The sequence below is a fragment of the Chryseobacterium sp. MYb328 genome, assembly GCF_037572595.1.
Classification (GTDB): domain Bacteria; phylum Bacteroidota; class Bacteroidia; order Flavobacteriales; family Weeksellaceae; genus Chryseobacterium; species Chryseobacterium pennae.
Window position 1 is genome coordinate 120,264 of sequence record NZ_JBBGZQ010000012.1, and the last position, 22,846, is coordinate 143,109.

Consider the following 22,846-nt stretch of genomic DNA (forward strand, 5'->3'; position numbering starts at 1 on the left):
TTCTTTTTTATCTGAAAACCTATTTCTCTCTCAGCGGATTTCCTTCAAAAATCAATCCTTCCCATCCGAATTCCATAAAGTTTCTGATGTTCTGGTGATCTGTTCCATGAGGGTTTTTAAGTACATCTTCCCTATAAAAATCTCCGAAAAGCGGAAGTGTCTCCTCTTTTGTCAATCCGTGATAAGATGCAAAACCGAATATTTTACATGACCCATTATTCTGGTCTTCTTCATTTCTCGTATTTCCATTTTTGAATGCAGTAGGGGTAAAATGGTAATTTGCATCTATATAAGCAATCACATCGCTGAATTGAACGGTTTCAGGAAAATGTTTTAATTGTTCTAATAATATCATAGTTGTAAGTTTAATTTTTTTTACATAATGCTAATAAGCGAATTTGCATACCAGCGAATTTGTCTTTTTTATAATTTTTGTAAAAATAATCAAAAATTTATTATCTACGCAAAACTATTGCGCAATAAAGAAGTTACTTTGCATTATCAAAATAACAAAACAATGGAATTTAATGGAAATCACTTAATCGAATTGGGATATAGACCCGCTAAATGGTTTAAAGATGCCATTACCTATATCAACGAAAATCATCTGGATGAAATTCAGATTAAAGAATATCTGGAACAGTTCAAACAACCTGAACATATTCCGCTTCATGAAACTGCTCCTGAGTTTATCATCAACATCAGAGCGGAACATGAAAATGAGAGTGATAATGTAGAAAAAGTAATCAAAACGATGAAAGTTCTGATGAAAACACCTACGCTCACTGCCGGAGCTTTAATGCCGGATGCCTGTCCTACAGGTCCCGAAGGTCATATTCCTGTGGGAGGTGTGGTGGTTGCAAAAAATGCCATCCACCCGGGATTTCATAGCGCAGATATCTGTTGTTCTGTAATGCTGACAGATTTTGGAAAGGTTAACCCTAAAGATATTCTGGATGCTGCCCATTCTGTAACACATTTCGGATATGGAGGAAGACCAAGAGGCGAACAGATGCCGATGTCCCAGGAACTGATGGATGCGTTCAGAGAAAATGAATTCTTAAATGATGAAAAATTAATCAGCATTGCCCGTTCTCATATGGGAACTCAGGGAGACGGAAATCATTTCCTATTCGTTGGAATTTCCAAAAACACAGGAAATACAATGATGGTAACCCATCACGGATCCAGAGCTCCGGGTGCTGCATTATATGATAAAGGAATGAAAGTTGCCAACCGTTTCAGACAGGATATTTCTCCTGAAACATTAAAAGAAAATGCATGGATTCCTTATGATACTGAAGAAGGAAAATCTTATTGGGAAGCGCTGCAATTGATAAGAACATGGACGAAGGAAAACCATACCAATATTCACGATGCTGTTTTAAATAAACTGAAAATAGAGAAAGAAAACAGATATTGGAATGAACATAATTTTGTTTTCAAGGATGGTGACCTCTTCTATCATGCAAAGGGAGCGACTCCATTGGATGATAAATTCATGCCTGATATCACGGGACCAAGATTGATTCCATTGAATATGGCAGAACCGGTATTGATTGTTCAGGGAAAGACCAATGAAAGAAACCTTGGTTTTGCTCCACATGGAGCGGGAAGAAATTTCAGCAGAAGTCAGCATAAAAGATCTTTAGCCCATAAAACGACTGAGGAGATCTTCAATGAAGAAACAGCAGGATTGGATATCAGATTCTATTCCAATGAAATTGATATTTCCGAACTACCCACTGCTTATAAAAGTGCAGCGAATGTAAGAGCACAGATTGAAGAATATGGACTTTGTGAAGTACTGGATGAAGTGATGCCTTACGGATGTATTATGGCGGGTGATGTTCAGAAAAATGCACCGTGGAAGAAAAAATATAGAAAGGCATAATTCTTTATTTAATATCACTCAATATAAACCTGATAGGTTTCCAAAAAAACTAATAACCAACCTTATGGGTGTCAAAGCCTGTAGGGTTCATGAAAACTTATCATAATGGCAGGGGCAGTAGCTCAGATGGTTAGAGCAACAAAAAATTACTTTTCGCTACGGGCAAATAAAGTTCCTATAAACTACCAGGTTTGTGGGTCACAGGTTCGAGTCCTGTCTGCTCCTCAATACAGTGAAAATGCTTATATTCATATATCTGTCATTTCATACGTAAAAAAAATGTAAGGCAAAGAAAGTTCCTATATTTTAGAATTACTTTCCGCCTTTTTACAAATTATAAAGCAAAGGGAGTTCCTATATTTTTCGGATAAATTACTCCCCGCTTTTTATAAACTATAGGTAAAAGGAGTTCCTATACACTTCACTTTTAATGAACTTACTCCTCACTTATTTTTTAAACTTAAAACAATGAAAACATTACAATTATTCAATGCTGTATTGGCTAAAAAATCAGATAAAATGCCATTTATTTCCAATGAAGGTTTTATTATTGAAACTGATGCACTTTGGGCTAAAAAAGAGATCATCTCTTATTATGCAAAGGAAAAATTAAATGGAAATGACCTGAATAAATCCTTTCATAAATCCTGGGAGAAAATAAAAAACACATCCAGAATTGAATTATTTTTTGAACAGATTCAACATTATATTTCAACCTATGGAAGTAATTTCCAGAGTGAAATCTATATTCCTAAGGAAATCCTAAATGTTCCTGATGTGAAGATGATTTTTAAAGTAATCAAAGCTTATACTGTAGAAGAAATGCAGGAAAAATGTCTTTCTCTGCTGAGATCCGGGATTGCTTTAAAAGAAGAAACAATCAATGATCTTTTATATATCCTTACAGAAGAGCTTGATTACGATTTTACAGGAAAAGAAAATATCAGAAATAAAGAAGCGATTATAAAAATAGCCGATTTATATGAGATCTATCCAGAAAACCCTGTTGAATTTTTCCGTTATGTGATTTATAAAACCACTCAAACAACGCTTTTAATTAAAAACGATGAATTGATTGGCTTAATTAAACAAAGCAAATTTAATCCAACCTATCTATTTGAAAGCTTTGGAATGGAAAAAATGGCTGAAATTTTCAATAGATTTAAACCGTTATTTCTTGCTTATAAAAACAGAGCTCCGAAAGCGATTAACAAAATTTCGAAGCTGTCTAAAGTACACCATAAGCCATTAATTTCGAATCCGTTAAATGATGCAACTCATATATTATTGGAAACCAGCGATTGGCATTGGTTAGAAAATGCAACACCGTTTGCCCTATTCAAAGCATTATCAGCATGCCATTCCAGAATGTATGGTCAGGACACTTTTGTCTATAGAGTCAGAAATGGAAAATCGTGGGTTAAAAAAGGTAAGGAAACTTATGTGAATCTGTTAAACTATGATTTTATTTTAGATTTTCTGAAGCTGAAATACGAAAGTTTTTCCGGAAAGAAATTCTATTTCCCGGAGAATGTAGAATTTGCGCTGCCAACTTCTGAAAAAATGTTTGTTGGAAATATTCCTACCGGAACCCGTTTTTATGGAGATAGACTGGCTGTTGGTATTTATTGGGAAGATAGATGGGGAGCCCGGGACCTTGACCTTTCAGGATTGAATATTGAAGGAAAAATAGGTTGGAATGCAGCTTATAATTATGGTGAAGGACAATTGATGTATTCCGGAGATATGACTTCTGCTCCCAACGGTGCTGTAGAATATCTTTACGCCAATAAAGGATTAAGTACCTCTACTCTTGTTATGAATAATGTGTTCAGCGGAGATGCAAATTGTGGATATAAAATCGTTATCGGAAAAGGAGATCAAATTTCCTACGACTATATGATGAATCCGAATAACCTCTTTGCTGAAGCAAGATGTAACTCGGTTCAGAAACAAACGATTCTGGGAATCCTGTTACCAAAAGTGGGAAAACAATGTTTTGTACTGTTGAATTTCGGAGCTGGACATTCTCACGTTTCCGGAAATAATGAGGTATCCATGATGGCTACCAGTGCATTATATCAGCAGTGGTCTGAAGCTATGTCATTCAATGAGCTTATAAAAGAGCTTGGAGCAGAGACTACCACAAAAAAATCCGAAGCTGATTTTGATTTTTCAATGGAAACTTTGGAAAAGGATAGTTTTATCAGAATTTTTAAATAAAATATGCTGTTCAATAGATTTGAACGGCATTTTTATTTTAACTAGTGATTTTATTTAATCTCTCGCTGATTTTGCCGATAAAGCAGGTTATTTTTAAAACCACTGTTTGTCATACATTCACCTTTACAACAGAAAAATGTCCTTCATTCACCTGAATAACGACTTTCTTTCCAAAATCAATCCGGATGCTGAACATATTCTCTAGTGGAAACTGCAATACATCCTGAAGAATCAAACGAATTACTCCAGCATGGGCAATAATCAAAACTTTTTCAACTTCTTTTTTAGTAACCAATTCGTTCCAAAAACAGAGTACACGGCTTTGCATTTCAAGGAGATTTTCTCCACCTGATGCTTTTACATGGATAAAATCTTTATACCAGGGATTGATCTCTTCTTCCGGAATATCAGTCCATTTTTTCAGCTCCCAGTCTCCAAAATTCATTTCCCGAAGTCTTTCATCGGTTGAATAATTAAACTTAAAATGTTCTGCCATAAGACGGCATCGCTTTGCCGGGCTTGAAATCACTAACTCAAAATCATTATCCAGATGCAAACTTTCAAAATCTTCTGAATAATCTTTACGTAAGGGCATTTCGGCAAATCCATAACACAGATTTTCCGGATTATCTACAGCAGTATGACGAATCAGATGAATTTCCATACAATCATCGTTCCTAAGTAAAATAAAACTTCAGTTACCTGCTGCACAGCTCCCAGACAATCTCCGGTATACCCTCCGATATGTTTTTTAAAATACCATCCCATACAGATCTTTCCTAAATAAGCCAGTGCAAAAGCCAGTATCAGGCGCCAGTCTGGTATTAGGGCAAAGGAAAGTAAGACTCCCATAAAACTTACCAAAAGAGCCATACCATCCAAGGGCTTATTCGCCAGAGGCTTTGATTTGCTTACATCAATATCTGTCACATACTGATGCGTATAAATCATCGTTCCTGAAATAAAACGGCTTGAAGTATGTGCCAGAATAACAATTCCCAGGGTCTTTATCAGATCAACTGTTCCCAAAGCCTGAATACTGAAGAATTTCAAAGCAAACAATAAAATAATCCCAATCGTTCCATAGGCTCCTACTCTACTGTCTTTCATAATGGTAAGAATTTTTTCTTTTCCATATCCGCCTCCGAAACTGTCACACATATCCGTAAAACCATCCTCATGGAAGGCTCCGGTTAGAAGGACGCTGCCAATCATCATCAGAACAATTCCTATTTCAAGATTAAAAAGCTGAGAAGAAAGGTATAAAATCCCTGCATTAATCAACCCTACCAACAATCCGATCCAGGCGAAATATTTCTGGGATTTATTCATGATCTCACCGGAATACGGAATAGTGAACGGAACGGGAATTCTGGTGAAGAACATCAGTGCCGTTGCAAAATAGATCAGTTCATTCTTTAAAGTCTTCATTTATTCTTTATTTGAAACGTGAGCATCTTCAAAACTGGACATTTCGTTCAGAAAATTGACTGCACTTTGAATAAGCGGATACGCCAATGCACAGCCTGTACCTTCACCCAAACGTAAATTAAGGTTCAATAAAGCTTTTTGTCCCAATAATTCAAGAAGCTGAAGGTGGGCATTCTCATCACTTACATGACAGAATATACAGTTTTTCAGAATCTCAGGATTCTTTTTCCATGCCGTGGCCACTGCAATGGTAGCAATAAATCCGTCTATCATGATCAGCATATTCTGACGGAAAGCCTCTTCCATCGCACCCATCATCTGCACAATTTCCAGCCCGCCAAAAGTCTGAGCAATTTCGTCCGGGGTTTTAACACCTGGATATTGCTCTATGGCAGCTGATAAAATACTGATCTTATTCTGCAGCTGATCATCATTCAATCCTGTTCCACGACCAATACAGCTAGCAATGGGAATATCAAATAGTTTACTCATCATCAGAGAAGAAGCGGAAGTATTCCCAATTCCCATTTCACCAAATCCAATAATGTTACATCCTGTTTCAGCAATCTCTGCCACTACCGAGTTTCCATTCTGCAAAGCCTTTTGATATTCTTCAGAAGTCATCGCTGGTTTCTCCAAAATATTACGGCTGGATTTTCTGATTTTTTTATCGATTAGCTCCAACCCTTCCGGAAAATCAAAGTTGACTCCGGCATCTACAATCTTAATTTCAATATTATGCTGCCTGCAAAATACATTAATAGCCGCTCCACCACCCAGAAAATTCATTACCATCTGATAGGTTACCTCCTGCGGATAGGCACTTACTCCTGCTGTTGCAATCCCATGATCGGCGGCAAAGACCACCAGATGAGGATTCGATAATTGGGGGGAAGTAGTATTTTGAACCATCCCAATTCTGTGGGCAAGATGTTCCAGATGTCCTAGTGCACCTAAAGGTTTTGTCTTGAAATCAATTTTATGCTGTAGTTCGGTTGTCAACATGGGTATAAAGTAGTTATGTTAAATAGAGAAAGTGCAATATTAGTGAAATAAGGGGTATTCTGGGTAATGGATGGAGGATGTATTAAGGAGAAAATAGATAATAGACGAAGAGATGAGAGACAAGAACCGCGAAAAGGAAGCTGAGAACTATATTTTAGATTTGAGACTGTTGAAAAACCTTGACAACCTTTAAACCTTTAGGCTTGGAGTGTTTGAGCGTAAGATTCTTTTATATTGTAATAAAAATATTATACCCCCTCCATTCTCAAACTCAAAACAACTACGTAAGAACATTGCGCACAATCATCATTACTTTGCATTATAAAATTGAAAACAATGACACCAAAAATACTAGAAAAAATAAAAGAAGTGGAGGCAGTACGAGGCGTAGAAGTCCTTCTTGCCGTTGAATCCGGAAGTAGAGCGTGGGGCTTTGCCTCGCCGGATAGTGATTATGACATACGTTTTATATACCGCCATGAAAAAGACTGGTATCTTTCACCATGGGATAAGGATGAAACGATAGAATTTATGACCGAAGATGACCTGGATGGTTCCGGATGGGATCTCAGAAAGACTTTTCACCTTTTGCTTAAATCGAATGCCGCTTTACTGAGTTGGTTCTACTCCCCTATCGTTTATACAGAAAACGCAAAGTTTATGAAGCTTTTCAAACCATTGGCTGATGCTTGCTTTTCTCCGATAGCTGTTTCCTATCATTATTTAAGCATGAGCAAAAAATACCTGGAAGCCTGCAGAGCTGATGAAATAAAATTAAAAAGTTATTTTTATTGTCTTCGTACTGCCTTAACCGGAAAGTGGATCATAGAAAAAGGAACAGTTCCACCTGTATTGTTCAGTGAACTGCTTGTTTTAGTAGACAATGAAACCAGAACAAAAATAGAAAATCTCGTAGCCCTAAAAGCAACGAAGGGAGAAGCTTATTATCACGCGAATGATTGGGAATTGTTTGAGTTTTTGGAGAAAACGATCGCTTATAATGAGGAAAAGTCAAAGGGTTTGAGAGGTGGAAATGCTGACAAGAAGGAGATGGAGAGGGTTTTTAGGGAGATATTGAAACTTTAAATAAACAGAAAAATACTATTAACATTTTTAAAATAACATCAAATGAAAAATATAATCGCACTCTCTCCTATGTATACGGAAGACAGCAATAATCTTAAAAAAGCATCGCTCAATTCACCATATGAACTGAGCCGCTTCAACGCAAAATGGAACGTTCCTGAAGAATTTCGTACTGATGTGATTGCGGTCTATGGTGAAGACATTTATTCCGAAATTGTTGCTGAGCAATGTAATCTAATCCTAACAAAACCAAAGGACAATTGGCTTTCTGAAATTTCAGAAGAATTTACCCATCGTAAAATTACCTATGGGCAATTAGGAGACTTTCTGCAAGAACGAGATATATTCATTAAATGTTCTGACTTTAAAAGTTTTAAAGCAGGAGTTTATCATAACTTGACAGACATCAAAGGTTTTGATACTGTAGATTTGAACTCGAACGTTTTCACCTCAGAAATAGTAGAATGGGAACTTGAAGTAAGATGCTTTGTATTTAATAATGAAATAAAAACATATTCTTCTTATTGGAGAAACAATAGCTTTGATACAAATCCATTATCTGAAACTGAAGAGCATGATATGTTTGAGTTTTTCAACCGCTTTATCCAGAAATATTCTTCAACATTACCCAATGCTATTGTATTAGATTTTGGAATCATCAAAGGAAAAGGCTGGGCATTAATTGAAGCTAATCCGGCATGGTGCTCAGGATTATATGCCTGTGATGCAGAAAAAGCACTGGAAGTTGTTGTCAATAGCTGTATTAAAAACTAATTTAAAAAATATTATTTGAATAATTAAAATGACCATCCAAGACCTCAAAAATAAAAACCTCCTCCTCTTCGAAGCCATCTCCGGAAGCCGGGCTTTCGGCCTGGCAACGGAAACTTCGGATACGGATATCCGTGGCGTGTATTATCTGCCGAAGGAAGATTTCTTTGGGCTGAACTATATTCCACAGATTTCCAATGAAACGAATGATATTACCTATTATGAAATTGGAAGGTTTGTGGAGCTATTGCAAAAGAACAATCCTAATATTCTGGAAGTGCTGGCAACTCCTGAAGAGTGTATTTTACATAAACATCCGTTGATGGATCTGCTGAAAACTGAAGACTTTCTTTCTAAGTTATGCAAAGACACTTTTGCAGGATATGCCATTTCCCAAATTAAAAAGGCGAAAGGTCTTAACAAAAAGATCCTGAATCCTATAGACAAAGAAAGAAAATCTGTTCTTGATTTCTGTTTTACTCTGGATGGACAAGGTTCTGTTCCTTTGAAAAAATGGTTCTTGGAAAACGGAAAAGTTCAGGAAAAATGTGGCCTAACAAGCATTGACCATACCAAAGGGATGTTTGCATTATTTTATGATGAATCTCAAACATTGGGGTATAAAGGAATTATTCAGCATGAAGAAGCGAATCAGGTTTCGGTATCTTCTGTTCCAAAGGATGAAAAGCCCGATGCTTACCTGTTCTGTAACCTCGATGCCTACTCCACTTACTGTAAAGACTACAGGGAATATTGGAAATGGGTTGAGGAACGCAATGAGAACCGATACAACGTCAACCAAAATCATGGACAGAACTATGACAGCAAAAATATGATGCACACCATCCGTTTGCTGCAATCCTGTGAACAGATATTTACAACCCAATCCCTTCAGATTCGGGTAGAAAACCGGGATGAACTGCTGGATATCAAAGCTGGAAACTGGTCGTATGAAGCGGTGATGCAAAAAGCTGAAACCCTTATTGAATCTATTGAACTTCATCATTCAAATTCACTTCTTCCTGAAAGTCCTGACCTGGAAAAAACCACTAAAATTCTGGTTGACATAAGAGAAAAACTATACGGAGGAATCATCAGTAATGAATGATAAGTAATGAGTAACACTAGTGGGAAACTACAGCTGTGGCCTCCCACTCTAATACTCTAATACTCTCAAACCCTCAAACCCTCAAAACTACCTCTTCTTCGAAGCCTTCGCTATTTTGTTATAATCAAGACAAAGCTTCATCCAATACTCAAAATCTTCGGGTTTCTGAAAACCAATGGGCTCCACATAACAGTATTCCTTTAACTGTTTCCCTCTCATAATCATAGGAAGAAACCCCATTTTCTCTGCTACTTCTTCTTCCTTTTCAGGATTATAACGGCACATCAGGTTATCATGACTGATATTGATACACATTTTATCATTCACCAGAAATGCAAGGCCGCCAAACATTCTCTTTTCTTCAATTTTAATATCATTCACCTGAGCCAGCCACTCTCTCACCCTGTCAGCCAATTCAGTATTATAAGCCATGATGATGATGTTTTAATAGTAAAGATAGCGATTATTATGATGATTTTCTGATTCCTAATTAATGATAAAAATAAAATTTTATTTAAATTAATTATTGTTTTACGATAATTAATTATACATTTGCAATACTAATTAATGATCGTGTCATGAACCAGACCAAAATTATTTCCCGAATTTTATTTTATATCTGCTCGGTAGTATCGGCCGGATATTTAATCATCGTCTTATATTCCATGCTCTGCCTGGCTACAGCTTTTTCTGTAACACCTTATGGAAACGGGCAATATCTCCATATCAATTATCCATTCACTGAGCAGCCGTTTTTGAATATAGAAGATAATTATCCCTATATCATTTTTTCATTTCTGTTGGTTTTATTTTCCTATGGAATCTTTTTCTGGCTTTCAGCAAAAGTTTTCAGAGTATTCTTCCAGCCGAAGCTTTTTACCCAAGAGCATGTATTGCATCTTAAGAGATTTTACCTGTATAATATTTTCATTCCGCTTCCTCTGGTTATTATCGCGAGTTTCTTCGTGGAAGTAGAAAGTATTGTATGGGGACTGGTGTTTATTCACTTTATGCTTGGAATTTTCTGTCTGTTTCTTGCCAATATCTTTAAGCAAGGACTACATTTGCAAAACGAACAAGATCTATTTATTTAAAATGCCAATTATAGTCAACTTAGATGTCATGTTAGCCAAACGAAAAATGCAGAGTAAAGAATTGGCAGAAAAACTTGGAATCACTCCCGTTAACCTTTCCATCCTGAAAACCGGAAAAGCCAAAGGAGTACGCTTCGACACCCTGGAAGCCATCTGCAAAATCCTGGAATGCCAGCCGGGAGATATCCTGGAGTATAAAGAGTAGAATTCAAAGTTCATCGTTTAAGGCGGTTACCCTTTCAATAGTCTGTTATTTGAAAGCTGAAAGTCTTTTCCTTTGTTCTTTATTTTTGAATCTCTAAGTCTCTCATCTCTTCGTCTATTATCTATCCGCCTCTTTAATTCAACATAACTGTAGTCCTCAAAAGGATTGCCTGTTCTTCTATTACCCAAACTCAATATTATGAATACCTTATCAATCAACAACCTAAACCTCACCTACAAAAATGGTTTTCAAGCGATTAACAACATCTCTTTAGAAATAAGCAACGGAATGTTCGGACTGTTGGGACCCAATGGAGCTGGAAAATCATCACTCATGAAAACTATTGTAGGAGTACAGAAACCGACCTCGGGAAGTATTATTTTTAATGACATTGACATTATTAAAAACCCTGAACACATCAAACAAAATTTAGGATTTCTGCCCCAGGATTTTGGAGTATATCCTAAAATTTCCGCGTATGACCTCTTAGACCATATTGCTGTTCTGAAAGGAATTACAGATAAAGCCCAACGTAAAAACCAGATTGTAAAGCTGCTTGAAAAGGTGAATCTTCAGGATTTTCAAAACAAAGAAGTTCATACTTTTTCCGGTGGAATGAAGCAGCGCTTTGGAGTTGCCCAGGCATTATTGGGAAATCCTAAAATTATTATTGTAGATGAACCCACAGCCGGTTTAGATCCCGAAGAACGAAACCGTTTCAATATTCTCCTGAATGATATAAGCCGCGATGTTATCGTTATTCTTTCCACGCATCTGGTGGAAGATGTGAGAAATCTGTGTTCAGAAATTGCAGTAATGAACCACGGGCAAATTCTCAGAAAAGGAGAACCCAAACAATTGATGGCTGAATTAGAGAATAAAATCTGGTCAAAATCCCTGGAAAAAAACGAGTCGGAAAGCCATTATTCACACTATGAAGTCATCAGCAGGCAATTGATAGAAAGAAAGTTCCATCTTACTGTATTTTCTGAAGACTCACCTCTCGATTTTAGCCCTGTAAGTCCTTTACTGGAGCATTTTTACTTCTATACTTTAACGCAAAAACCTTAATCATGAATGCCATATTTTCTTTTGAAGCCAAACGCAGTACAAAGCATTGGCTTAGTTATCTTGTTGCCTTAATCCTTGTATTTCTGGGTATTTTCTGTGGAAACCAATTCAACCTTTCCATTGGAGAAGGAATCTATTTAAATTCACCTTATACCATTGGATTCATGACCGGAATGCTAAGCCTTTCCATCATATTTTTTGCAACAGTTTATGCTTTACAATTATTATTTAAAGACTATGATTCAAAATTTGACACAGTACTCTTTTCATTTCCTATTACCAAAAAAGCTTATCTCAAAGGGAAATTCTATCTCTATTTTCTGCAGACCTTTTTAAGCTTTTCCTTTTTGATGCTGGGATTTGTTATAGGCCAAAGCCTTCGGACCGGAAGTGAAATGCAAAACGGATTCAGTATAGGGTACTATTTCTATCCTTTAGTTATTTTTGGGTTCCTCAATAGTCTTTTGGTCTGCAGCTTTCTTTTTTTACTTTCATTAGTCATCCGGAAAAAGCTGTTGGTAGTAGCGGGTGGTTTGCTACTTTATATTTTCTACATGATTATTCTACTGTTTTCCAACTCCCCTTTTATGGCGGGAAGCATGCCACAATCATTGGAAACCCAGCAATTATCAGCTATTGTTGATCCGTTCGGGTTATCCTCTTATTTTTTTGAAGCAAGACTATTAACCGTTTCCCAAAAAAACACACAGACTGTCCCTTTTACTGGCTATTTACTGCTTAACAGGGTTTTCTGCCTGCTTCTGTCTGCAATACTTTTATTCCTTAGTTTAAAACAATTTTCATTTTCAACTACATCCGGACAGAAAGTAAAAAAAGGAGCTCACCAGGCCGGTTATCAGTCGAAATTAATATCCACAGATTACTCCAGGGTACAACCTCATTTTGGAAGATTGTCTTTTCTGCAATCCATACTATCCTTTGCCAAAATTGATTTAATTTACCTGTTCAAAAGTATTACGATTCCTGCAGTTTCTATGCTCCTTATATTTTCTGTAGGAATGGAAATGTACGCCGAAATTGAAAAAGGAATCCGTCTGCCACAGAAATATGCCAGCTCAGGGCTTATGGCCACAACCATATCAGAGAATTTTCACTTACTCGGATTACTGATTACAGCCTATTTTCTTAATGATTTGTATTGGAGATCAAAATCATCGGGTTTTTTCCTGATCGAAAACAGCACTTTTTTCTCAAAGAATAAATTAACAGGACATTTTATCTCCATAAGTATTTTGTTGTGTTTTTTTACAGGAATTTTAATTGGAGAAGGAATTATTTTTCAGGCTGCTTATCAGTATTTCCATATCGATTGGAATGCTTATCTGGCAGTTTTTCTTTTCAATACTTTTCCATTGATTTTATTTGCTGGTTTTATCCTATTTATTAATGACATCATCCCTAATAAATTTATAGCTCTCGGTTTATCTGTACTTGCCGTTTTTATCCTTGCAGGGCCTGTTTCCGGTAAGATTATCCCTTATCCGCTTTTTAGAATATTTTCTGATTTTAAAGGCAGCTACAGTGATTTTAATGGGTATGGACTCTATCAAAAAGCCTTTGCCCAAAGACTATTGTTTGGAATCGGACTCATTGCTTCATTATGGGCATTGAATACTATAATTAAATTTAAAAAACTCCCTGTTGCCCAATCTGTTTTCACCATTATTCTGCTCATCTCAGGGATGATATCCGGAAGATATTTCATGGAAGGGTATATTCCCAAAGATGATGAAAAAGAGGTCTTGAATTCCGTTCAGTATGAAAAGAGTTATCGAAAGTATGAAAATCTGCCACAACCTTATATTACTGACATTACCACCGATATTCAACTAAATCCGTCAAACAGTTCATATGTGATTTCCGGAAAATATATCCTTAAGAATCAAAAAGAGAAAACCATTCATAGCATTCTTATCAATTTCCACCCTGATCTGAAATTGAAAACCGCCGTTTTTAAAACCGGAAATGAAATGATACAACTTAATGAAAACACTTATGAGATTTCATTAAAAGCAGGTTTACATCCTAATGATACTGCTACTTTGGATTTCGAGATCTCTTATCAATGGTACGCTGTAAATGGACATCAATCTTTTAACTCGATTATAGAAAATGGATCATTTATGAGAATCAGCAGATATTACCCAACCATTGGCTACCAAAAAGATGATGAAGTTCAGGATCAAAATCTACGGAATCAATATGGACTTGGAAAACTAGCAGAATTGAAAAAGCCTGAGGCTGCCGAAGTAGTAAAAAAGGATTTCATCAATCTTGATATGACAATTTCTACGGAAAAGACTCAAACAGCTATAGGAACTGGGGATCTCATTAAAAAATGGACACAATCAGGCCGGAATTATTTCCGGTATAAAGCAGAAAATATCCCTTTCCGTTTTGCTGTTTCTTCTGCAAAATATCAGACAAAAAGTATCCATTACAAAGGAATTGAAGTCAATGTATTTTACCATCAAAAACATTTTGAAAATGTAGATCATTTGCTAAAAAACGCCCAACTTACCCTGGATTACTGCCAGCAGAATTTTGGAAAATACCCTTTCAAAACAATCAATTTTGCTGAGATTTCTTCTTTTACCAAGGGCTTTGCTGCTACCGCTTATCCTTCTTCGGTTTTCATGCCTGAAGATATGGTTTTTCATGCTAATATTCATGCGGATAAAAAGCAGGACGTGATTAATGAGCTTGCCGGACATGAACTTTCCCATTTGTGGTGGGGAAACAGCCAGATCAATCCCGATAACAGAGAAGGTGCTGTAATGCTTACGGAAACCCTTGCCATGTATACTGAAATGATGCTCTATAAAAAGATGCACGGAAAAATAGAAATGATGAAAAGAATACAGGTACACCAACAAATCTATGATAATGAAAAAGGGCTCTCTGAAGAACTTCCCCTCTACAGGGCTACCGGAGATGTTCCTCATATTTCCTATTCCAAGGGAGCGGTGGCTATGGTGAAATTGAGTGACCTGATGGGTGAAGACAAGGTGAATATGGCATTGAAAAATTTCCTGAACGATAATCAATATCCGAAGAAGCCGGCTTCAACTGATCTTCTTTATGAGTTTTACAAGGTTTCGCCTGATTTGAAAAAACAAATTGATCAATTATTTAAAAACCCATAAATAGTTATAATGAGTGTAAAAAACTTCCACAACAGTAAAAAACTATAAATACTATTCTGTTTTTTTAATTTTTAATAAAAATATTTTCAGAAAGTTGTAACAAAGAAAAACTGTGATCAACTAATTAATTGATATATCAATAATTGATAAGTCATTTTAATCTGAAAAATATGGAAAAATTAAATTCAATTATATTCTACAACATAGACAAAGCCATCAGAGTCTATAGAAACTATGCACAACGCCAACTGAAAGCAAACGGTTTTACGATCACTATCGATCAGTGGCTTATCATCAAAGCAATTCTGGAAAACCCGGGAATTACCCAGAATGAAATTGGTGATCTGGTTTTCAAGGACAATGCATCTGTGACGAGAATTATTGATTTAATGGTAAAATCTGAATATATCACAAGACATGTTCATCCTGATGACCGCAGAAAAACGAACCTGCAAGTAACAGATTCCGGAAAAAAAGTCATCAAAGAGGTTCAGAATATCGTCGAAAATAACCGGGAGGTTGCTTTGGAAGGGGTTTCGAAGGAGGAACTTGAAATGATGTATTCAGCTTTACTTAAGATTTCAGAAAACTGTCTCAACCCTAAAAATTAAAACACTATGACCAGAATATTTACACTCATCTTTCTCTGGATGCTGCTGCTGTTCACCAGCTTATTGTCAGCCCAGACTATGAAGAATTTTTCCCTTTCGGGAAGTATTAAAACGGACAAGGCGGAACAAATGGAGATCAATCTTTTGGATGCTGAAAATAAATTAGTAAAAACGGAAATTGCAGATTCCAATGGGAAGTTTGATTTCATTGATGTTAAAAGAGGAACCTATCATTTAAAAATCAGCAGAAACGGATCTGAGGTTTATCATTCAGACCATATTTCATTGACTGATAATACTACTCTTCCTTCAATTGATCTTAGTATAAAATCTATTGAAGGGGTAACGATCACCAAAACCAAACCTATGATTGAAAGGCAGGATGGTAAAATGATTTTAAACGTAGAAAACAGTATTGCAAGCACAGGGAACTCTGCTTTTGAGGTATTAGAAAAAGCTCCGGGAATCAATATTGATAACAATGACAACATCAGTCTTCGCGGGAAAGGAAATCTTCTTATTCAGATTGATGGAAAAAATACACCAATGACCGGAAATGACCTTGCTAACTATCTTAGGGGAATTCCTTCCTCAACGATTGATAAAATAGAATTTATTACCAATCCTTCCTCAAAATATGATGCTGCCGGATCTTCTATTATCAACATCAAGCTTAAAAAAGAGCAGAGAAAAGGCACAAACGGAAGTATTTCCACATCTTTAGGAATGGGTAAATATGTGAAGAACAATAATAGCATCAGCATCAATCACAGAAACAAAAAGATCAATATATTCGCCAACTACAGTTTTGCGTACAGAGAAGCTTATAACGGACTGGTTCTGGACCGTAATTTCTATGAGAACAATAACTTTCAGAAAGCCTATATACAGGACAACTATCTGAAATTTAAGTTTAATAATCACAACGCCAAAGCGGGAATGGATTACTATGTGAATGATAAAAATATATTGGGATTTTCAATAGGACTGGTTTCCAATAAATTCAATCTTAACGGTGACAATTTCAATACAACACTGGGCAGTAATCATGCTCCTGAGAGTACTTTTAATACCCAAAATACATCTAATGACAGCTGGACCAACGCTTCTTTTAACCTCAACCATAAATACACTATTGATTCTTTAGGTTCAGAAATTTCTACAGATTTTGACTACATCAACTATTCCAATTCCTCTTTACAGAATTTTGAAACGAGAACCCATCAGATCATCAGCGGAACGGATCAACTTGATATCATGAAGGGAGATATGAACGGAAAATTAAATATTTATTCCTTAAAATCTGACCTTACCAAAAATTTCAAAAATGACTGGAAGCTTGAAAGTGGAATTAAAACGAGTTTCGTAAAAACAGATAATGACATGAAGTTTTTTGATGTCAATAACGGAAATCTGGTTCCTGATCTTGGTAAGACCAATCATTTTATTTATGAAGAAAACATCAATGCCATCTATGGGAATGTATCTAAAAAATGGGATAAATTTAAAGCCACGGCAGGTTTAAGACTGGAAAACACCAATGTAAAAGGAACCCAACTGGCCACTAATCAAGTGAATAAACGAAACTACACCCAGTTATTCCCAAGTGCTGTATTATCCTATGATCTGACAGAAAAAAGCAACCTGGAAGTAAACCTTAGCCGAAGAATTACAAGACCTAGCTATAACCAGTTGAATCCATTTAAACTTTATCTTGATCCTACAACCATGAGATCCGGAAATCAGGACCTGAATCCGCAGACTACAATGAATTATGAACTGACCTATAGCCTCAGCAATAAATATTTTGCGACATTAAGCTATAGCAGAACCTCAGATAACATTACAGACATCCTGAAACCCATCGTTGAGAATGGCCAGAATGTAACGGTACAAACCTTTGAAAACCTTAACTCGGTTTCGTATTACGGATTATACCTGATTGCTCCTGTAAAAGTTACCCAATGGTGGGATATGAATAACAGCGCCAATTTCTATTATGGTACCTATACCGGAAATGTTTCCGGAACACAGATTAATAATAAAGGAAACTTTACTTTCAATATCAATAGCATCAATTCATTCAAACTAGGAAACGGATTTACAGCAGAATTAACCGGAAATTACAAGGCTAAAGAAGTGTATGCTTATCTGAACGTAAGCCCCAATTGGTATTTGAATATTGGTGCACAGAAGAAGTTTAAAAACAACAGTACCTTGAAATTCTCCTTCACTGATGTATTCTTTACAAGTAATATAAAAGGGCAAACCATTTATAATGATTATCTGGAAAATTTCGCGGTAAAAAGAGATACACGTGTGGTGACACTTTCCTATACTTACAATTTCGGGTCTTCTAAGAATGGGCAGCCGAGAAAAACCGGCGGTGCTGAGGATCTTAAACAGAGAATTGGAAGCTAAATTTTGTAGAGCTGTTGAATAGCCACGAATGCACGAATAATTTTATTTACAAATAACTTATATGTGCCTATTAGTTAAAATTAAAGTATTTTTTAACCACATAATAACATATAATAAAGTCATTCGTGCATTCGTGGTAAAAAAATAAATCAATGTGATGCTTTAAACTCTTTGTAGCTTTGCGTTTTCCAACAAGTAAACCATCTAAAAACAAAGAAATCCCTCAAAATTGAGGGATTTCTTTTATATCTAAGAATGATTCTTATGATTCAGCAGAAGGTTCCTGATTTTCTACAGGTCTTTCACCTTGTGGTTTATCTTGTCCTTCCGGTCTTCTCTGTCCTTCCGGTCTTCTTTGTCCATCTGGTCTTCCTTGCCCTTCTGGTCTTCTTTGTCCTTCCGGTCTACCCTGTCCTTCTGGTCTACCTTGTCCTTCTGGTCTTGGAGGTCTTGGTAAAAGAACTTTACGGGAAAGTTTCATTTTCTTACGGTCATCATAACCCATAAATTTAACTTCTACTTCATCACCTTCAGCATAAGGAACTTTGTCTAAACGAGCCCATTCAATTTCAGAAATGTGAAGAAGTCCTTCTGTTCCTTTAGCAATCGCAACGAATGCACCGAAGTCCATTACTTTCACTACTTTTCCGTTGTAAACTTCTCCTATAACAGGTACGAAAGTAATTTCATTGATTCTTGCAACAGCAGCATTGATTTTCTCTCTGTCTGTTCCTGCAATCTCGATACGTCCGATCTCACCAATTTCTTCAATAGCAATAACCGTATCTGTATCTTTCTGCATCTGCTGAATAATTTTTCCTCCAGGCCCGATTACAGCACCAATGAAGTCTTTAGCGATCTCCATTACCACCATTTTCGGAGCGTGAGGTTTCACATCCGCTCTTGGCTCAGAAATAGTTTCAGTGATTTTATTTAAGATGTGTAATCTTCCGTCTCTAGCCTGCATCAAAGCTTTTTCCATGATATCCATAGAAAGACCCTGAATTTTGATATCCATCTGACAAGCAGTGATACCGTCTGCAGTACCTGTTACTTTAAAGTCCATATCTCCAAGGTGATCCTCATCTCCTAAGATATCAGAAAGTACAGTGAATTTACCCGATTTTGCATCTGTGATCAACCCCATTGCAATACCTGAAACAGGTTTTGTAATCTGAACTCCAGCATCCATTAATGCTAATGTTCCTGCACAAACTGTTGCCATTGAAGACGAACCGTTTGATTCAAGAATATCAGAAACAATTCTGATGGTATATGGATTTTCTTCAGGAATAACTGCCTGTAATGCTCTTTGAGCAAGGTTTCCGTGTCCTACTTCTCTTCTTGAAGTACCTCTTAAAGGTCTTGCTTCACCTGTTGAGAATGGAGGGAAGTTATAATGTAGGAAGAATTTCTCGTCGTGCTGAGAAATAACGCTGTCTACCATGTTTGCATCTTTTACAGAACCTAATGTTACTGCTGTTAAAGACTGAGTTTCACCTCTTGTAAACACTGCAGAACCGTGAGCTCCCGGAAGATAGTCAATTTCTGACCAGATTGGACGGATCGTTTGAGGATCACGACCATCAAGACGGATATTGTCTTCAAGGATCATCTGACGCATTGCTTCTTTTTCTACATCATGATAATATACTTTTACGAAAGGAGTTACTCTTTCCAATTCTTCTTCATTATCAACATATTGAGCTAAAAATTCTTCACGAACCGCTTTGAATTTCTCTCCTCTCTCCTCTTTACCAGATGGAGTTCTTGCTACTTCATATACTTTATCGTAAGTTTCTTTCCAAACTTTTTCACGAATTTCTTCGTCATGGTTTTCGTGAGAATATTCTCTTTTAGGGAAAGCTTTACCTACTTTTTCTGCTAGTCTCTCCTGAGCTTCGATTTGCTTTTTAATTTCAGCATGACCAAAATTAATAGCTTCTAACATTTCCTGCTCAGAAATTTCTTTCATTTCTCCTTCTACCATTACAATGGAGTCTTTAGTAGCTCCAACCATAATATCCAATTCAGAATTTTTTAATTCTTCATAACTTGGGTTGATAGAAAGTTGTCCGTCAAATCTTACCACTCTTACTTCAGACATAGGTCCGTTGAAAGGAATATCAGTAATGGCAATAGCTGCAGAAGCTGCTAAACCAGCTAAATCATCAGGAATTGTTTTTCCGTCATAAGAAATTAGAGAAATCATCACCTGAACTTCAGCATGGAAATCTTCAGGGAAAAGCGGACGCAGTACTCTGTCTACTAAACGCATTGTTAAAATTTCCTGATCTGAAGGTCTTGCTTCTCTACGGAAGAAGTTTCCAGGAATTCTTCCACCTGCATAGAATTTTTCTCTATAATCTACTGTTAATGGTAAAAAATCTACACCAGGATTTGCTTCTTTATTGGCTACAACAGTTGCTAAAAGCATTGTTCCACCCATTTTTACTACCACAGATCCATCAGCCTGCTTAGCCAATTTCCCTGTTTCAATAGTGATTTCTCTGCCATCAGCAAGAGTAATCAGCTCTGTAAACGCTTGAGGTATACTCATAAATTTGTCTTCTTAATACTCCGTATTGAGTATAATTAATATTTAAACTCTTTAAATTTCGTGTGCAAAGGTACTATATAATAATGATATATTAAATTTTTCAATTGCATAAATAGGCCCTTAAAATACAAAATTTTGGCTATCAGTGGATGAAAGATTTAAAAAATTCACATCAGTAATCTTAACTCATTCATTATTTGTGAAAATAAAAAACTGTTTTTTTGAGATAATGTATTGAAAAATCCTGCTGTTTTTGTATTATTGTCTCAAAAAATGGAAATAATATTATACTTCTATTAAAAAGTATACCTATCATTATAAAAACCATTAAAACAATTGCAAAACCATAGGCTGATCCCTATATTTGCCCTACTTCACCAAATACAATGCTGTAGGTAAAAATTAAGGAGACTCTCCTTTCCTAATAAATAAATGTTTATGATCAATAAAGAAGTACAAACTCAAAGCAGGAATTATACAGTTCCACTGATTACCATCACTCTGCTATTTTTTATGTGGGGATTCATCACCTGTATGAACGACATTTTGATTCCCTATCTGAAACAACTTTTCAAGCTTACCTTTTTCGAATCCATGCTGGTACAGTTCTGTTTTTTTGGAGCTTACTTTATTGGTTCTTTAATTTATTTTCTGATCTCCATTTCTAAAGGTGACCCCATTAATAAAGTGGGATACAAAAAAGGAATACTGTTTGGAATCGGTCTAGCAGCATTAGGCTGCATTCTGTTTTACCCGGCAGCAACATTCTCTTATTATCCTTTATTCCTGGGTGCTTTATTTATTTTAGGATTAGGATTTACCGTGTTGCAAATTACAGCCAATGCTTATGTTTCTTTGCTTGGTTCAGAAGATTCTGCATCCAGCCGTCTAAATATGACCCAGGCATTCAACGCTTTCGGAACCACGATTGCACCTGTGTTGGGAGGACATTTAATTTTCGAACTGTTTTCTGAGCCGGATGGAACATTCAGCGCTGTTGCTACCAGAATACCCTATTTAATTTTTGCTGCCATCCTTTTATTAGTAGGATTATTAATTTCAAGGGTAAAACTTCCTTCCTTTCAGACGGAAACAGAAGAAACCGTACAGGGTTGGGGTGCTTTAAAATTCAACCACCTAAAATTCGGAGTTTTTGCGATGTTTTGTTACGTAGGAGGTGAAGTAGCGGTAGGAAGTTTCATCATCAGTTTCCTTGAAGAAACAATGAAGTTCAATGAAGCAATCAGTAAAAATTATCTTTCTTTATATTGGGGCGGAGCAATGATCGGGCGTTTCTTAGGGGCGATTTCTTTAAATCATTCCATTAGCCTGGCTAAAAAAGCAATCTTCATGCTAGGAGCTGCAACATTAGTATTCCTTGTCATCTTCAGTATTGTAAACCTTAGTTTTGAGCAAATAAGCTTCTTCTTAGTATTTATATTATTGAATTTTGCAGCATTTTTTGTGGGTAAAGCGGCTCCGGCAAGAACACTTTCCATCTTTGCTGCCATCAATGTCATTCTATTAATTTCTACGATGGTTAACCACGGTGAAATGGCCATGTACAGTGTTTTAGGAATCGGAATTTTCAATTCAATCATGTTCTCCAACATTTATACTCTTGCCATTTCAGGATTAGGAAAGTATACAAGCCAAGGTTCGTCCTTAGTCGTTATGGCTATTTTGGGAGGTGCTATTGTTCCTATTTTCCAGGGACTTTTAGCAGATCAGTTTGGAGTGCAGCATTCATTTATCATCCCTGTTTTCTGTTATCTGATCATTCTAATTTTTGGGGCATATTGCACGAAATATTTGAGCCATGTAGAAAGTACTGAAGCAAAATCAGGACATTAAATACAACATAAAAATATAAAAACAGGCTGTTTCTTTTTCTGGAGCAGCCTTTTTCTTTTCAGCATCTTAGCTTATGGAGAATAAACCAATTACTTTTAACTACATATTCACACAGCGTAAAATCATTATTTTATTCGTGAATTCGTGGCCATCAAAAAGTAATTCCGAAGATCTGCATCATCTGCAAAAATCAGCGAGAGCATCTACCCATAATCGATTTTATCGGAGGTAAAATCCTGGCGCCTTAAAGCATACAGCTTATCAAAAATCTTAGCGACTTAGCGTTTTCAACATTATTTTTAGCCACGAATTCACGAATTTATTGTATTATGCTTATTATTTTGT

Annotated in this window: 18 protein-coding genes and 1 tRNA gene; 13 read left to right on the forward strand and 6 right to left on the reverse strand. The window is 36.3% G+C overall.

All coding sequences use genetic code 11. From position 1 onward, the window contains the following. Positions 1–19: 19 nt before the first annotated feature. On the reverse strand, positions 20–355 hold the full coding sequence (locus WH267_RS13545; RefSeq protein ID WP_340008923.1) for a HopJ type III effector protein: 336 nt from the start codon (positions 353–355) through the stop codon (positions 20–22). A gap of 744 nt (positions 356–1,099) precedes the next feature. On the opposite strand from WH267_RS13545, the gene WH267_RS25170 reads away from it, so the two are divergent. From WH267_RS25170 to WH267_RS13560, 3 genes are all read left to right on the forward strand, one after another. Then, entirely contained in the window at positions 1,100–1,894 is a 795-nt protein-coding gene (locus WH267_RS25170; RefSeq protein WP_445223277.1) for an RtcB family protein, read from the forward strand. Between the two features lie 111 nt (positions 1,895–2,005). Beyond that, positions 2,006–2,119 (forward strand) — tRNA-OTHER (locus WH267_RS13555). Between the two features lie 243 nt (positions 2,120–2,362). Continuing rightward, positions 2,363–4,117: a hypothetical protein gene (locus tag WH267_RS13560; protein ID WP_115972432.1), complete on the forward strand. Its 1,755-nt coding sequence runs from the start codon at positions 2,363–2,365 to the stop codon at positions 4,115–4,117. 109 nt (positions 4,118–4,226) lie between these two features. Here the strand turns inward: WH267_RS13560 and cobC are convergent, their stop codons facing one another. The 3 genes from cobC to cobT are packed head-to-tail and all read right to left on the reverse strand — an operon-like array spanning position 4,227 to position 6,553. Then, positions 4,227–4,781 (reverse strand): alpha-ribazole phosphatase family protein, encoded by a 555-nt coding sequence (cobC, locus tag WH267_RS13565; RefSeq protein ID WP_340008927.1) that lies wholly within the window; start codon positions 4,779–4,781, stop codon positions 4,227–4,229. Next, positions 4,766–5,548, reverse strand: coding sequence for an adenosylcobinamide-GDP ribazoletransferase (locus WH267_RS13570; RefSeq protein WP_340008929.1), 783 nt, complete (start codon positions 5,546–5,548; stop codon positions 4,766–4,768). The genes cobC and WH267_RS13570 overlap by 16 nt, the downstream gene beginning before the upstream one ends. Further along, positions 5,549–6,553 carry a nicotinate-nucleotide--dimethylbenzimidazole phosphoribosyltransferase gene (gene cobT, locus WH267_RS13575; protein WP_340008931.1) on the reverse strand — a complete coding sequence of 335 codons (1,005 nt, stop codon included), beginning with the start codon at positions 6,551–6,553 and terminating at the stop codon, positions 5,549–5,551. Positions 6,554–6,889: 336 nt separating this feature from the next. Here cobT and WH267_RS13580 point away from each other — a divergent pair, with 336 nt between their 5' ends. The 3 genes from WH267_RS13580 to WH267_RS13590 are packed head-to-tail and all read left to right on the forward strand — an operon-like array spanning position 6,890 to position 9,518. Continuing rightward, positions 6,890–7,639 (forward strand): nucleotidyltransferase domain-containing protein, encoded by a 750-nt coding sequence (locus WH267_RS13580; protein ID WP_340008933.1) that lies wholly within the window; start codon positions 6,890–6,892, stop codon positions 7,637–7,639. A 42-nt stretch (positions 7,640–7,681) separates the two neighbouring features. Continuing rightward, positions 7,682–8,413: an ATP-grasp domain-containing protein gene (locus WH267_RS13585; RefSeq protein WP_340008935.1), complete on the forward strand. Its 732-nt coding sequence runs from the start codon at positions 7,682–7,684 to the stop codon at positions 8,411–8,413. Between the two features lie 28 nt (positions 8,414–8,441). After that, positions 8,442–9,518 carry a nucleotidyltransferase domain-containing protein gene (locus tag WH267_RS13590; protein WP_340008937.1) on the forward strand — a complete coding sequence of 359 codons (1,077 nt, stop codon included), beginning with the start codon at positions 8,442–8,444 and terminating at the stop codon, positions 9,516–9,518. 87 nt (positions 9,519–9,605) lie between these two features. Here WH267_RS13590 and WH267_RS13595 read toward each other — a convergent pair whose 3' ends face one another. Further along, complete coding sequence (locus tag WH267_RS13595; RefSeq protein WP_340008939.1) at positions 9,606–9,950, reverse strand: TfoX/Sxy family protein; 345 nt, start codon at positions 9,948–9,950, stop codon at positions 9,606–9,608. A 146-nt stretch (positions 9,951–10,096) separates the two neighbouring features. Between WH267_RS13595 and WH267_RS13600 the strand changes: the two genes are divergently transcribed. The 6 genes from WH267_RS13600 to WH267_RS13625 all read left to right on the forward strand — a co-directional run bounded on the left by WH267_RS13600 (position 10,097) and on the right by WH267_RS13625 (position 18,087). Further along, a complete protein-coding gene (locus WH267_RS13600; RefSeq protein WP_340008941.1) occupies positions 10,097–10,612 on the forward strand; it encodes a DUF2975 domain-containing protein in 516 nt (171 codons plus the stop codon). 1 nt (position 10,613) lies between these two features. Next, positions 10,614–10,817 (forward strand): helix-turn-helix domain-containing protein, encoded by a 204-nt coding sequence (locus WH267_RS13605; protein ID WP_045494476.1) that lies wholly within the window; start codon positions 10,614–10,616, stop codon positions 10,815–10,817. Between the two features lie 198 nt (positions 10,818–11,015). Further along, positions 11,016–11,888: an ABC transporter ATP-binding protein gene (locus WH267_RS13610; protein WP_340008944.1), complete on the forward strand. Its 873-nt coding sequence runs from the start codon at positions 11,016–11,018 to the stop codon at positions 11,886–11,888. Positions 11,889–11,890: 2 nt separating this feature from the next. Beyond that, a complete protein-coding gene (locus tag WH267_RS13615) occupies positions 11,891–15,055 on the forward strand; it encodes an ABC transporter permease/M1 family aminopeptidase (protein ID WP_340008945.1) in 3,165 nt (1,054 codons plus the stop codon). A gap of 170 nt (positions 15,056–15,225) precedes the next feature. After that, a complete protein-coding gene (locus tag WH267_RS13620; RefSeq protein WP_340008947.1) occupies positions 15,226–15,666 on the forward strand; it encodes a MarR family winged helix-turn-helix transcriptional regulator in 441 nt (146 codons plus the stop codon). 6 nt (positions 15,667–15,672) lie between these two features. Continuing rightward, positions 15,673–18,087 (forward strand): TonB-dependent receptor, encoded by a 2,415-nt coding sequence (locus tag WH267_RS13625; RefSeq protein ID WP_340008949.1) that lies wholly within the window; start codon positions 15,673–15,675, stop codon positions 18,085–18,087. A gap of 262 nt (positions 18,088–18,349) precedes the next feature. Here WH267_RS13625 and WH267_RS13630 read toward each other — a convergent pair whose 3' ends face one another. Beyond that, a complete protein-coding gene (locus tag WH267_RS13630; RefSeq protein ID WP_340008951.1) occupies positions 18,350–20,647 on the reverse strand; it encodes a polyribonucleotide nucleotidyltransferase in 2,298 nt (765 codons plus the stop codon). A 438-nt stretch (positions 20,648–21,085) separates the two neighbouring features. Here WH267_RS13630 and WH267_RS13635 point away from each other — a divergent pair, with 438 nt between their 5' ends. Then, positions 21,086–22,501 (forward strand): sugar MFS transporter, encoded by a 1,416-nt coding sequence (locus WH267_RS13635; RefSeq protein WP_340008953.1) that lies wholly within the window; start codon positions 21,086–21,088, stop codon positions 22,499–22,501. The last annotated feature ends 345 nt before the right edge of the window (positions 22,502–22,846 follow it).

Coding starts and splice junctions, on each gene's coding strand:
- WH267_RS13545 (WP_340008923.1), bottom strand. CDS start 355: ATGATATTATTAGAACAATTAAAACATTTTCCTGAAACCGTTCAATTC.
- WH267_RS25170 (WP_445223277.1), top strand. CDS start 1,100: ATGGGAACTCAGGGAGACGGAAATCATTTCCTATTCGTTGGAATTTCC.
- WH267_RS13560 (WP_115972432.1), top strand. CDS start 2,363: ATGAAAACATTACAATTATTCAATGCTGTATTGGCTAAAAAATCAGAT.
- cobC (WP_340008927.1), bottom strand. CDS start 4,781: ATGGAAATTCATCTGATTCGTCATACTGCTGTAGATAATCCGGAAAAT.
- WH267_RS13570 (WP_340008929.1), bottom strand. CDS start 5,548: ATGAAGACTTTAAAGAATGAACTGATCTATTTTGCAACGGCACTGATG.
- cobT (WP_340008931.1), bottom strand. CDS start 6,553: ATGTTGACAACCGAACTACAGCATAAAATTGATTTCAAGACAAAACCT.
- WH267_RS13580 (WP_340008933.1), top strand. CDS start 6,890: ATGACACCAAAAATACTAGAAAAAATAAAAGAAGTGGAGGCAGTACGA.
- WH267_RS13585 (WP_340008935.1), top strand. CDS start 7,682: ATGAAAAATATAATCGCACTCTCTCCTATGTATACGGAAGACAGCAAT.
- WH267_RS13590 (WP_340008937.1), top strand. CDS start 8,442: ATGACCATCCAAGACCTCAAAAATAAAAACCTCCTCCTCTTCGAAGCC.
- WH267_RS13595 (WP_340008939.1), bottom strand. CDS start 9,950: ATGGCTTATAATACTGAATTGGCTGACAGGGTGAGAGAGTGGCTGGCT.
- WH267_RS13600 (WP_340008941.1), top strand. CDS start 10,097: ATGAACCAGACCAAAATTATTTCCCGAATTTTATTTTATATCTGCTCG.
- WH267_RS13605 (WP_045494476.1), top strand. CDS start 10,614: ATGCCAATTATAGTCAACTTAGATGTCATGTTAGCCAAACGAAAAATG.
- WH267_RS13610 (WP_340008944.1), top strand. CDS start 11,016: ATGAATACCTTATCAATCAACAACCTAAACCTCACCTACAAAAATGGT.
- WH267_RS13615 (WP_340008945.1), top strand. CDS start 11,891: ATGAATGCCATATTTTCTTTTGAAGCCAAACGCAGTACAAAGCATTGG.
- WH267_RS13620 (WP_340008947.1), top strand. CDS start 15,226: ATGGAAAAATTAAATTCAATTATATTCTACAACATAGACAAAGCCATC.
- WH267_RS13625 (WP_340008949.1), top strand. CDS start 15,673: ATGACCAGAATATTTACACTCATCTTTCTCTGGATGCTGCTGCTGTTC.
- WH267_RS13630 (WP_340008951.1), bottom strand. CDS start 20,647: ATGAGTATACCTCAAGCGTTTACAGAGCTGATTACTCTTGCTGATGGC.
- WH267_RS13635 (WP_340008953.1), top strand. CDS start 21,086: ATGATCAATAAAGAAGTACAAACTCAAAGCAGGAATTATACAGTTCCA.